The following is an 11,801-nucleotide window of genomic DNA, read 5'->3' on the forward strand; positions in this document are numbered from 1 at the left end:
GCCGGCACCCGCGTCCGCGCGGGCAACGCCATGGCCCGGACCCGCAGCGCGATCCTCGACGGTGCGGCCCGCGCCGTCGCCGCCGACGGCACCGCGATCACCATGGCCCAGGTCGCCTCGCTGGGCGGGGTCGCCAAGGCGACGCTCTACAACCACTTCCGCACCCGCGAGGCCGTCCTCGGCGCGCTCGCGGTCACCGAGGTCGAGGCCGTCGCGGCCGAGGTCAGCGGCCTCGGGCTGCGGCACGCGCTGGTCGAGATGGCCGCCGCCGTCGCCACCCACCCCTGCCTCGCCACCTTGCGCGAACGCGAGCCCGGTGTGGTCGCGGCCGCGCTGGCCGACCCCGAGCCGGCTGCGGCGATCGTCGCGGCCCGCTCCGCGTTGGTCGGCGTCGTCCGCAACGCCGGGATCCCCGACGACACCCTCGACCTCGCCGCGGACCTGCTGCTGCGGTGGCTCGTGTCGCTCGCCATCGCCCCGCCCGCTCCGGCCGAGGTCCTCGCCGCGGTCGACCTGCTCCTGGCCGGTCTGCTCGCCTGAGCGGCGTTCGCCGCCGCTCTCAGTAGCGGCCGCGGCGCTTCGTGGTCTCGGTGCCGGGCGGGGTCGGGCCGGGCTGACAGCTCGGGCACCAGTACGTCACCCGTTGCTGCGGCGGCACACCCTGCTCCGAGCGGTTGATGCCGGTGCGGCAGCGCAGACACGGCTCGCCGAGGCGCCCGTACACCCAGTGCTCCCGACCCCGCCCGGTGTAGCCGGTGGTGGTCTGAGCCGGGTGGTCGCGGTTGGCCAGCATCAACCGGTGGGCGGTGTCGAGGATCGCGCCGACGTCGACCTCGCCGACCGTGAGGAACGGGTTGACGCGCTGGACGAACAGCGACTCCAGCTTGTAGAGGTTGCCGATCCCGGCCAGGTTGCGTTGGTCCAGCAGGGTTTCGCCGATCGTCCCCTCCGGCTTCGCCTCGATGTTGCTCACTGCAACGTTGCGGCCGACGTCGTCCCAGTCGGGCGCGAGGATGTCGGGGCCGAGGTGACCGACCACGCGTGCTTCGTCGTCGGTCCGCAGCACCGACAGGTCGTGGATGCGGTAGCCGACGGCCTCCCACTCCGCGGTGCCGAGCAGGGCGCGGATCGCGTGGTCGGGTCCGCGGCGCCGTGTGCTGCCGGTCGGCCGCAGGAACCACGAGCCGTCCATGCGCAGGTGCGAGTGCAGGGTGTGGCCGTCGTCGAACCGCATGAGCAGGTGCTTACCGACCCCGACGGCCTCGCGCATCGTGCGTCCGGTCAGGTCGACGAGGGCGAGTCGGGGCGTCCGGATGTCGCTGCGGACGAGGGGTTGTCCCGCGAGCGCGTCGGTCAGTCGCTTCGCGGTCAACCAGACGGTGTCACCTTCGGGCACCTGACCAGCCTGCCCAGGACGGCGCCGTCCGATTCAGCCGGGTTCCCGGTGCCCGATGGTGCCGGACACCCAAGCGGACGGGAAACACCGACCGCATCGGGGGTTTCGCGCTCCTAGCGTCGGTGTCGTGTCCGTCACCGCTCTGGCTCCGGTGTTCGCCCTCGGGCGGAACCGTTGCATGCTGCGCGTGCTGACGGTGTGGCTGTTGTTCATCGTCAACGAGTACGCCACCTGGACGGCCGTCCTGGTCTACGCCTTCGAGCGACACGGGACGACCGGAGCCGCCCTCGCCTCGCTCGGTCAACTGCTCCCCGCTGCCGCGTGCGCGCCGGCGGTGGCAACGCTCGCCGACCGACGCGGTCCGTCGTGGTTGTTGCGGCGCGGGCTCGCGGTTCAGGTCGGCGGCCTGGTGCTCGGAGCGGGCGCGATGGTGGGCGGTGGCCCGGAACCGGTGGCGTTCGTCGGCGCCGTGCTCGCCGCGACCGCGGTGGTCGCGGTGCGACCGGCGATGGCCCTGGTCGTTCCGGGCGTGGCCGCGCACCCCGCCGAACTCGCCGCCGCCAACGCCGTCGTCGGGTGGCTGGAGTGCGTCGGCACGATCCTCGCGGGGTTGGTGGCCGGCCTGCTGATCACCGTCGGCGGTCCGGGCTGGGTGCTCGCCGCCAGTGCGGGGTTCCTGCTGTTCGCCCTGGTCGCGTCCGCCGGGGTGCGGGTCGAGCGTCTCGCCGGGCCGACCGGACACCTCGATCCGACGGCCGCCGCGGCTGACGACCCCCGGACGGGCGTGCTGCGCCTCGTGGTGGGTGCGGCCCGGCTCCGGGTCCTGCTCACGGCGTTGACGGCCGGCGCCGTCGTCCTCGGCGCCCTGGACGTGCTGTTCGTGGTGTTGGCCGGCGACGTGCTCGGCCGCGGACTGGCGTGGGCCGGCTACCTCACGACGGCGTTCGGCGTCGGCGGGGTGCTGGCCGTGGCGGTCACCGTGGTCGTGCTCGGCCGCGCACGGCTGGGTCGACCGGTGGTGGTGGCGACGCTGGTCCTCGCGTCGACCTTGGCCGCCACCGCCGCGTTGCCCCTGCCCGCCCCGACGGTCGTCCTGATCGGACTCGCCGGCGCGGCCCACGCCGTCCTCGACGTCACCGCCCGCACCCTGCTGCAGAAGCTGGTGCCGCCCTTGCTGCTCGGGCGGGTGTTCGGCCTCGTCGAGGCGGCCACGATGGCGGCCATGGCGCTCGGGGCCCTCCTGGTCCCGCTCCTGGACCGGGTCGGCGGTCCGACGGCGGCCTTGCTCGGGGCGGCCGCCGTCGGACCGCTGGCTCTGCTCAGCGGCGGTCGGGCCGTCCGCCACCTCGACGACGGCCACCGCCAACCGCTGGTCGAACTGGCTCTGCTGCGGCGGGTGCCGGAGTTCGACGGGATGACGACCACGGACCTGCACGACCTCGCCGCGGCCGCGGTCACCGTGTCGGTCGCGCGAGGCGGGTCGGTGACGGTGCCGGTCGGCACGGTCGCCGTCCTCGGGGCGGGTGTGGTCGAACGGACGGCCGCGGCGGGCGGGCCGCGTGTCACCCGGCGCCGAGGAGACCTGCTCGGTGTGGGCGACATCGCCCGGACCTCGGTCACGGTCTACGTCGTCGAGCCGCCCCGGGGCACGACGGTCTTCCGGCGTGGGTCGGCGCCCACGGCGGTGTCGGGCCCGAACCCACCCGTGTGTGCGGAACGCCCGTGCGCTGAACCCGGTCGGTCAGACCCCGGCGCGCAGGCGCAGGCCCCGCGGCGTCGGCCGGAAACCGGCGGCCTCCAAGGCGTCAGTCAACGCGGACGTCCCCACGGGTTCCCCGTCGGCCTTCTCGATCTGCAACTTGCCGAGCAGCCCCTCGCGCACGGCGAGCGCGAGGGCATCGGCCGCGGCCTGTAGCCGTTCGGGATCGTCCTGGAACGACAGCAGGGTCTTGCCGCCGCGCTCGACGTAGAGCACGCAGTCGCCGTCGACCAGCACGACCAGGGCCCCCGCCTTGCGGGCCGGCTGGTGGCCGCGCCCGCGGCGGGTCGCGACGATCGGGGCCTCGATGTCGGCCCGCCCGGCTTCGCTGAGATCGACCCGCGGCGGGGTGTCGCCGGGTGTGTTCGCAACCGGCCACTCGAGCGCGGCGCCGTACGGGTTGGCGGGGTCGGTGGCGGCCAGGACGAGCGCGGGCTCGGCCGTGCGAGCGATGGTGCGATCGGGCCGGTCGGCCATCGCGCGCAACCGGTCGACGGCGCCGACCGTGGCAAACTGGGAGGCGCCCAGACCCTCGACGAAGTAGCCGCGGCGGGCGCGGCCGCTCTCCTCGGCGGCCGACAGCACCGGGTAGACGGACGCGAAGCCGCCCGGGTGGCGTTCGGCCACGACCGACCCGCGCACCACGACGCCGTAGCGGTCGAGGAGGACGTCGGCCGCGGCCACGGCGCGACGGGTCGGGTCGGTGTCGCGGTCGGGAACCCGCGACCACCGGCCGGCGAGCAACGGGCCGCCTCGACCGGTGGTGGCTCCGGCCAGCCCGCCGCTGCGCGGCATCCCGGCCATCGTGCCCCGCCGGGAGTAGCGCGCGCGGGGCGCGCGGCGAGGGGTCGAGTGAGTCGTCCGTGCTGTTGCACCGAGCAACGATCGCAGCGCCGACATGGTGTCGTTGGTGAGCAGACCCGCCCAGACCAGGTCCCACACCACCGGCTGCAGTTCCTTCTCGGACAGGCCCGTGCGCTCGAGCAGCGTGCGGGCGAACAACGCCTGGTCGGCGTCGAGCACCCCGAGCACGGCGTCGTGCGCCGGGGTGAGGGTGAGGTCGCCCGGCAACGGCAGGATCTCCGCCGCGATGTCCGCGGGCGCGAGCGCGACCCAGCCGTCGCTGCTGCCGAGAGCGCCGGCGCCGCTCCACACGACGTCACCGGCCGAGGTCAGTTCGTCCAACAGGGCGGGCGAGTAGTCCGCGACCCGGGCGGGCAGCACCAACGACTCCAACGCGCTGGCCGGCACCGGGGCACCGGCGAGCTGTTCGACCGCACGCAAGAGGGCGTCGGACCCGCGTGCCCGGGCACCGACCCCTTGCCAGGCCGGGGCGAACCGGGCCAGCGCCGACGCCGGGACGGGCTCGACCTCCTGCCGCAACGCCGCGAGCGATCGGCGCCGGATGAGCCGCAGCACCTCGCTGCCGCACCACTCCCGGCCGGTGGCCGCCGGGGTGAACTCGCCCTGGGTCACCTGACCGGCGGCGCGCAGCCGGTCCAGTGCCGTGGTGACCACGGCGGTGCCCAACCCGAGGCGCGCGCTGATGTCGGCCGCGACGAAGGGCGGGTGGGTGCGGGCGTACCGCGCCACGAGGTCACCCAGCGGATCGCGGACCGGCTCGGTGAACGCCTCGGGCACGCCGACCGGCAACGCGGCACCGAGAGCGTCGCGCACACGGCCGGCGTCCTCGATGGCGAGCCAGCGTTCCTCGCCCGCGATCCGGACCCGGATCGCGCGGCGTTCGGCCTCGAGGTCGGCGAGGTCGTGCGGGGTGGCTCCGCGGGCCACCGCCTCGGCGGTGGTGAGGTCGCCGAGGCCGCGCAGCATGTCGTGGACCGAGTCCTTGCCGCGGGCGTGACGGTCGTCGGGCAGGCGTTGCAGCTCGGCGGCGACGGTCGCGATGGAGTCGGCGTCGAGCAGCTCGCGCAACTCGGTGCTGCCGAGCAGCTCGGCGAGCAGGCCGGCGTCCAGCGAGAGCGCCTGGGCGCGGCGTTCGGCCAGCGGGGCGTCGCCCTCGTAGAGGAACATCCCGACGTACCCGAACAGCAGTGACCGGGCGAACGGCGACGGCTGGCTCGTCTCGACCTCGACCACCCGCACCGACCGCCCGGCGAGGGCCTTCATCAACCCGGCGAGGCCCGGGACGTCGAACACGTCCTGCAGGCACTCGCGCATCGCCTCCAGCACGACCGGGAAGGAGCCGTACTCCCCGGCGACCTGCAACAGCTGGTTGGCCTTCTGCCGCTGCTGCCACAACGGGGTGCGACGGCGGGGATCGCGCTTGGGCAGCAGGAGCGAGCGGGCGGCGCACTCGCGGAAGCGACTGGCGAACAGCGCCGAACCGCCGACCTCGGCGGTCACCAGTGGTTCGATCTCGTCGGCGTCGAACAGGACCAGGTCCGAGCTCGGGACCTCGCCGTCGGTGTCGGGCAACCGGATGACGATGCCGTCGTCGGAGTGCATCGACTGCACCTCGATGCCGTAACGCTCGCGCAGCCGGGCACCGATGGCGAGCGACCACGGGGCGTTCACCGGTGCGCCGAACGGGGAGTGCAGCACGAGCCGCCAGTCACCCAGCTCGTCGCGGAAGCGCTCGACGACCAGCGTGCGGTCGTCGGGGACGTGCCCGGTCGCCTCCTTCTGCTCGCGCAGGTAGGTCAGCAGGTTGGTGACGCCCCAGGGATCGAGCCCCGCCCGGGCGGCACGCGCCGAGGCCTCGGAGTCCGAGGCCGCCGACAGTTCGCGGACGAACGCGCCGAGCGCGCGGCCGAGTTCGACCGGGCGGCCGGGGGAGTCGCCCTTCCAGAACGGCATCCGGCCGATCTCGCCGGGCGCCGGGGTGACCCGCACCTGGTCGTGGGTGATCTCCTCGATCCGCCAGGACGACGACCCGAGCAGGAAGACGTCGCCGACGCGGGACTCGTAGACCATCTCCTCGTCGAGTTCGCCGACGCGACGACCGGGGCCCTCGCCGCTGGCGAGGAACACGCCGAACAGACCGCGGTCGGGGATGGTGCCACCGGACGTGACGGCCAGCCGCTGGGCGCCGGGGCGGGCCGACAGCCCCCCGGTGACGCGGTCCCAGACGATGCGCGGGCGCAGCTCGGCGAACGCGTCGGACGGGTAACGCCCGGCGAGCATGTCGAGGGTCGTCTCGAGGGCCGACCGGGGGAGGGACGCGAACGGCGCGGCCCGCCGCATGAGGGCCTCGACGTCGTCGACGGTGACCTCGTCCATCGCGACCACGGCGACGATCTGCTGGGCGAGGACGTCGAGCGGGTTGCGCGGGTAGTGCAGTTCCTCGATCTGGCCGGTGCGCATGCGCTCGGCGACGACGGTGCACTCGACCAGGTCGCCCCGGTACTTCGGGAAGATCACGCCCTGGCTGACGGCGCCGACCTGGTGCCCGGCGCGACCGACCCGCTGCAGGCCGGACGCGACCGAGGGCGGCGACTCGACCTGGATCACCAGGTCGACCGCGCCCATGTCGATGCCGAGTTCGAGCGAGGACGTGGCCACCACGGCCGGCAGCTGACCGGCCTTGAGCTGTTCCTCCACGATGCTGCGCTGCTCACGCGACACCGAGCCGTGGTGCGCCCGCGCGACGACGGCCGCGCCGGGAGCGTCACCACCGCGCGCCGCGACGGTGTCGGGCAGGCCCCGGCCCGATCCCGACTGCCCCATCAGCTGAGCCGGCGGCCGCGCCGGGTCCGCCGGTGCCTGCGCGAGCTCGAGCGCCTCGATGCGGTCGTTCTCGAGTTCGTTGAGACGTGCGGTCAGACGTTCGGCCAACCGCCGGGAGTTGGCGAACACGATGGTCGAGCGGTGCGACTCGATGAGGTCGAGCACCCGCTCCTCGACGTGCGGCCAGATCGACGCCCGCCGCTCGCCACCCGCGGCGGGTCCCGAGTGGTCACCGTTGGGTTCGCCGAGCTGGGACATGTCCTCGACCGGGACCACGACCGAGAGGTCCCACTCCTTGCGGGACTCCGGCTGCACCACCGTGACCGGGCGGCCGCCCGCGAGGAAGGTCGAGACCTCGTCGACCGGGCGCACGGTGGCCGACAGACCGATGCGCTGGGCCACGCTCTCGCCGGTGGCCTCGCGCAGGGCGTCGAGCCGTTCCAGGGAGACCGCGAGGTGGGCGCCGCGTTTGGTGCCCGCCACGGCGTGGACCTCGTCGACGATGACCGTCTCGACGCCGCGCAGCGACTCCCGGGCCTGCGAGGTCAGCAGCAGGAACAACGACTCCGGGGTGGTGATGAGGATGTCGGGTGGACGGCGGCCGAACATCCGCCGTTCGTCGGCCGGGGTGTCACCCGTCCGCATCCCGACCGTGACGTCGGGTTCGGGCAGGTCGAGCCGCACCGCGGCCTGCCGGATGCCCGCGAGCGGCGACCGGAGGTTGCGCTCGACGTCGACCGCGAGGGCCTTGAGCGGGCTGACGTAGAGGACCCGGCACCGGCGGCGTGGGTCCTCGGGCAGGGGCGCGGCGGCGAGGGTGTCGAGCGAGGACAGGAACGCGGCGAGGGTCTTGCCCGACCCGGTGGGGGCCACGACCAGCGTGTTCTCGCCGCGGGCGATCGCCTCCCAGGCACCGCGCTGGGCCTCGGTCGGCCCGGTGAAGGCGCCGTCGAACCAGGCCTGGGTGGCCGGGCCGAACCGGTGCTCGCTCATGCCGTCGAGTCTGCCCCGACCCTCTGACAACAACGGTCCGCGTTCGCCGAGGGGTGCAGTCGGGCCGCGAGCGACTCGACCGCGGCGACCAGGCCCGGCCCGGGTTGTGCGAGGTCCAGCACCACCGGGCGGCGGGCGGCGAGAGGGCCCGGCAGCAGGGCGACCTGGGCCGCCGCCTCGTCCGCCGGGGTCCCGCACGGTGAGAGGACCACGACCTCCGGCTCGCTCGCGACACACACGTCCCACGTCGTCGGGCCGCTCGGACGCCCCGACACCCCGAGCAGGGGCTCGCCGCCCGCGGCGGCGACGACGTCCGGCACCCAGTGCCCGCCCGTGAACGGCGGGTCGAGCCACTCCAGCACCAGCGTCGGCACCCTCCGGTGGCCGCGCAGCCGCACGGCGACGGCGTCCAGGCGTGCCTGCAGGGCGCCGACAGCGGCCACGCCGACCTCCGGCTCGCCCGCGGCCGTCGCGACCTCGGCGACGCTGGCGAGGACCTCCGCGAGGGTGGACGGCCGCAACGTGACGACGGCCGACGGGCACCCCACCTTCTCCAACGCGCGGTCGACGTCGTCCGCGGGCAGCGCACAGACGTGGCAGAGGTCCTGGGTGAGGACGACGTCCGGGGTGAGGCGGCCCAGCAGGTCGTCGTCGACGTCGTAGAGGCCCTCGGCCGCGTGCTCGCGCACCCAGGCGTCGACCTCACCCGGGGTGAGGTCGGCCGGCTGGCGGGCGCGGACGACGACGGGGACGTCTGCCGGCGCCACACACTCGTCGGTGACCCCGACGAGTCGGTCACCGAGCCCGAGCGCGAGGACGATCTCGGTGGCCGAGGGCAGGAGTGAGGCGATACCGGGCACGGCACGATCGTGCCCGTCCGAGGGGGCGTCCTACGCTGGCGGCATGCGGCTCACCGAGTTCTGGCGGCGCATGGACACCCGCTTCGGCAAGGTCTACGCGCGCAGCGTCGCGTCGGACTACCGGCTGCCGAAGATCGGGGCGACCGTCGACGAGGCGTTCGCGGACGGGGTCGACGCCAAGGTCGTGTGGGACGCGGTCTGCGCGGAGTTCGACGTGCCGGGGCAGCTGCGCTGAGACCGGCCGCGTCGAGACGGGGACGGCGGGACGGCCGTCAGCGGCCGAGCAGGCTGTCCAGTCCCAGGTGGCCGAGGTCGAGGTGCAGTGCCTCGGCCCCGATGTAGAGGCCGAGAGCCATCACGACCAGCACCGACAGGATGCCGATGAGGCTGCCGGAGAAGCTGGGGTTCGCCCAGTGGCGTGCCCACCACCCGTCACGGGCACCGCGCTCGCCGGGGGTGTGGGAGATACCTGCCATCGCGGCCTGCCGGGGTGTGTGCCGGGCGGTGCGCCCGACCCGGACGCCCGTCCGGGTGGGAGGAGCGTAGGGCCGCGACGCCCGTTCCGGAAGCCTCCGGCGCCCGGTCGTCCACAGGCTGCCGTGAGCGGGCCGGACGAACCCGGCGTGTCGCACTTCCGCGTCGAACAGGTGTTCGTCTAGCGTGGTGCTCGTCCACAGATCGCAGGTCGTCCCCGGAAATGTCGGTGGGTCGCCCTAGCGTCGTCCGCGAGATCGACACACACCCTCCCGGGCTACTCCGGACCACGACCAGGAAGTGGGAAGACCATGGCAGGTTTCGACCGCGCGAAGGCCCTCGACGTCGCGATGGCCCAGATCGAGAAGGCCCACGGCAAGGGCTCGGTCATGCGTCTGGGCGAGCGCCCGCACGTGCCGATCGAGGTCATCCCGACCGGCTCGATCGCCCTCGACATCGCGCTCGGCATCGGCGGGTTGCCCCGCGGCCGGGTCATCGAGATCTACGGGCCGGAGTCCTCCGGCAAGACCACCGTCGCGCTGCACGCCGTCGCGAACGCGCAGGCGGCCGGCGGCGTCGCCGCGTTCATCGACGCCGAGCACGCCCTCGACCCGGAGTACGCCCGCGCGCTGGGCGTCGACACCGACTCGCTGCTGGTCAGTCAGCCGGACACCGGTGAGCAGGCACTCGAGATCGCCGACATGCTGATCCGCTCCGGCGCGCTCGACATCATCGTCATCGACTCGGTCGCGGCACTCGTGCCCCGCGCCGAGATCGAGGGCGAGATGGGGGACAGCCACGTCGGTCTGCAGGCCCGCCTCATGAGCCAGGCGCTGCGCAAGATCACCGGTGCGCTGTCGAACTCCGGCACCACGGCGATCTTCATCAACCAGCTGCGCGAGAAGATCGGCGTCATGTTCGGCTCGCCCGAGACCACCACGGGTGGCAAGGCGCTGAAGTTCTACTCGTCGGTCCGGCTCGACGTCCGCCGTATCGAGACCCTCAAGGACGGCACCGACGCGGTCGGCAACCGCACCCGCGTCAAGGTCGTGAAGAACAAGGTCGCGCCGCCGTTCAAGCAGGCCGAGTTCGACATCGTCTACGGCCAGGGCATCAGCCGCGAGGGCTCGCTCATCGACGTCGGCGTCGAGCAGGCGATCGTGAAGAAGTCCGGCGCCTGGTACACGTACGACGGCGACCAGCTCGGCCAGGGCAAGGAGAACGTCCGCAACTTCCTGCGTGACAACCCCGACCTCGCCGACGAGATCGAGAAGAAGATCAAGGAGAAGCTCGGCGTGGGCGCCCAGGTCGACCTGCCGGCCGACGGTGCGGTCGCGCCGCTGCCGGCGCCCGTCGACTTCTGACCGTGGCGGGTCGACCCCGGCGGCGCGCCGGGCGGGAACAGCCGGTCGATCCGTCCGGACTCCCGCCCGACACCGCCGCCGCGCCCGACTCCGACCCGGAACAGACGGCGCGGGCGATCTGCCTGCGTCTGCTGGAGGCCCGTCCGCGGAGCCGCCGGGAGCTCGCCGACGCGCTGGCCCGCAAGGGCGCGCCGGACGACGTCGCCGAGAGGGTGCTCGACCGGTTCACCGAGGTCGGCCTCGTCGACGACGCCGAGTACGCCCGGATGATCACGGCGTCGCGCGTCCGGGAGCGCGGACTCGCGCGCCGCGCGGTGGCGGCCGAACTGCGCCGGCGTGGGGTCGGTGACGTCGAGACCGGCGCCGCCCTCGCCACCATCGACCCGGACGAGGAGTCGGACGCGGCGTTCCGCCTGGCGGCCCGCCGCCAGCGGTCGATCGCCTCGCTGCCGGCCGACGTCCAGCGTCGGCGTCTGGTCGGGTACCTCGGGCGGCGCGGCTACCCGGCGGGTCTCGCCCACCGCGCCGCGACGGCCGCGATCGGTGACGCTGGGGGCGGGTTCGACGGACTCGACAGCGGCGAGGACGGCACCGACGACTGACGGTGGGTCACCCCGCCGGCTGGGGGGACGCCCCGCTCGGCTTGACCCGTCGGGTGCCGGTTCATAACCTCCCAGTCACAGGAGAGATCACCCGTGTGATCGCCGGCCGACGTCCCCCGGACGTCGTCGGCGCTCACCGTGCACCACGTTCACCGCCCGAGGCCCGTCCCGCCGATCCGAGAGAGGCAGCACCACCGCACCGCGTCCCGCGGCCCTGCGTCCGGTCGACGCGGGCCACGACGCGGGCCACGACGCGGGCACCCCGTCATCCGTCCCGCTCACGGTCCTCCTGCCGCGGCGTGCCGTCACCGGCCGCCCCCGAGGAGGAGCTGCCGTGCTGGTCGTGGGAGTGGTGGCCGTCGCCGCGGCGTTCGTCCTCGGTCTGATCGCGATCTTCGTGTTCGCCCCGTCACGTCGGGCCGGCACCGCCGGCCCGGGTCGGTCTGGGTCGTCCGCCGCGGCGCTCGACACCGCGGCGCTCGACGCTCTGGCCACCGACCGCGCGGTCGGGATCGACACGGCCCGCGAGGCCGAGCGGGCGGCCGCGGCCGCAGCAGTTGCCGCCGAGGCCGAGCGGGGGCTGGTCGTGGCGCGGGCCGAGGCCGAGCGTCTGCTCGCCGAGGCCGAACGGACCGCGTCCGAACGCCTGGCCGAGGCCGACCGGCG

At 74.2% G+C, this 11,801-nt stretch carries 9 protein-coding genes; 5 read left to right on the forward strand and 4 right to left on the reverse strand.

Going from position 1 to position 11,801, the window contains the following annotated elements; translation table 11 throughout:
• Positions 1 to 540: TetR/AcrR family transcriptional regulator (locus ACXR2U_RS23135; protein ID WP_458827452.1), on the forward strand; the 540-nt coding region annotated here is incomplete at its 5' end.
• 19 nt (positions 541 to 559) lie between these two features.
• On the opposite strand, the gene ACXR2U_RS23140 is transcribed toward ACXR2U_RS23135, so the two are convergent.
• From ACXR2U_RS23140 to ACXR2U_RS23150, 3 genes are all read right to left on the reverse strand, one after another.
• The gene (locus ACXR2U_RS23140; RefSeq protein WP_458827453.1) at positions 560 to 1,396 is read right to left on the reverse strand and encodes a DNA-formamidopyrimidine glycosylase family protein; all 837 of its coding nucleotides are present in this window, start codon (positions 1,394 to 1,396) and stop codon (positions 560 to 562) included.
• Between the two features lie 1,741 nt (positions 1,397 to 3,137).
• Positions 3,138 to 7,835: an ATP-dependent helicase gene (locus tag ACXR2U_RS23145; protein ID WP_458827454.1), complete on the reverse strand. Its 4,698-nt coding sequence runs from the start codon at positions 7,833 to 7,835 to the stop codon at positions 3,138 to 3,140.
• Positions 7,832 to 8,695 carry an ABC transporter substrate-binding protein gene (locus ACXR2U_RS23150; protein WP_458827455.1) on the reverse strand — a complete coding sequence of 288 codons (864 nt, stop codon included), beginning with the start codon at positions 8,693 to 8,695 and terminating at the stop codon, positions 7,832 to 7,834. The genes ACXR2U_RS23145 and ACXR2U_RS23150 overlap by 4 nt, the downstream gene beginning before the upstream one ends.
• Positions 8,696 to 8,738: 43 nt before the next feature.
• Here ACXR2U_RS23150 and ACXR2U_RS23155 point away from each other — a divergent pair, with 43 nt between their 5' ends.
• Complete coding sequence (locus tag ACXR2U_RS23155; RefSeq protein WP_458827456.1) at positions 8,739 to 8,930, forward strand: DUF3046 domain-containing protein; 192 nt, start codon at positions 8,739 to 8,741, stop codon at positions 8,928 to 8,930.
• Positions 8,931 to 8,967: 37 nt separating this feature from the next.
• Here ACXR2U_RS23155 and ACXR2U_RS23160 read toward each other — a convergent pair whose 3' ends face one another.
• A complete protein-coding gene (locus tag ACXR2U_RS23160; RefSeq protein WP_458827457.1) occupies positions 8,968 to 9,171 on the reverse strand; it encodes a hypothetical protein in 204 nt (67 codons plus the stop codon).
• 309 nt (positions 9,172 to 9,480) lie between these two features.
• Here ACXR2U_RS23160 and recA point away from each other — a divergent pair, with 309 nt between their 5' ends.
• The 3 genes from recA to ACXR2U_RS23175 all read left to right on the forward strand — a co-directional run.
• Complete coding sequence (gene recA / locus ACXR2U_RS23165) at positions 9,481 to 10,533, forward strand: recombinase RecA (protein WP_458827458.1); 1,053 nt, start codon at positions 9,481 to 9,483, stop codon at positions 10,531 to 10,533.
• A 2-nt stretch (positions 10,534 to 10,535) separates the two neighbouring features.
• Positions 10,536 to 11,135, forward strand: a complete 600-nt coding sequence (locus ACXR2U_RS23170; RefSeq protein ID WP_458827459.1) for a regulatory protein RecX — start codon at positions 10,536 to 10,538, stop codon at positions 11,133 to 11,135.
• A gap of 334 nt (positions 11,136 to 11,469) precedes the next feature.
• The coding region (locus ACXR2U_RS23175) for a hypothetical protein (protein WP_458827460.1) at positions 11,470 to 11,801 on the forward strand (332 nt) is incomplete at its 3' end.

The organism is Jatrophihabitans sp. YIM 134969 (assembly GCF_054456675.1).

Bases quoted from the DNA above. Each gene is read 5' to 3' on its own strand.
- ACXR2U_RS23145 (WP_458827454.1), bottom strand. From the start codon at position 7,835: ATGAGCGAGCACCGGTTCGGCCCGGCCACCCAGGCCTGGTTCGACGGC.
- ACXR2U_RS23155 (WP_458827456.1), top strand. From the start codon at position 8,739: ATGCGGCTCACCGAGTTCTGGCGGCGCATGGACACCCGCTTCGGCAAG.
- ACXR2U_RS23160 (WP_458827457.1), bottom strand. From the start codon at position 9,171: ATGGCAGGTATCTCCCACACCCCCGGCGAGCGCGGTGCCCGTGACGGG.
- recA (WP_458827458.1), top strand. From the start codon at position 9,481: ATGGCAGGTTTCGACCGCGCGAAGGCCCTCGACGTCGCGATGGCCCAG.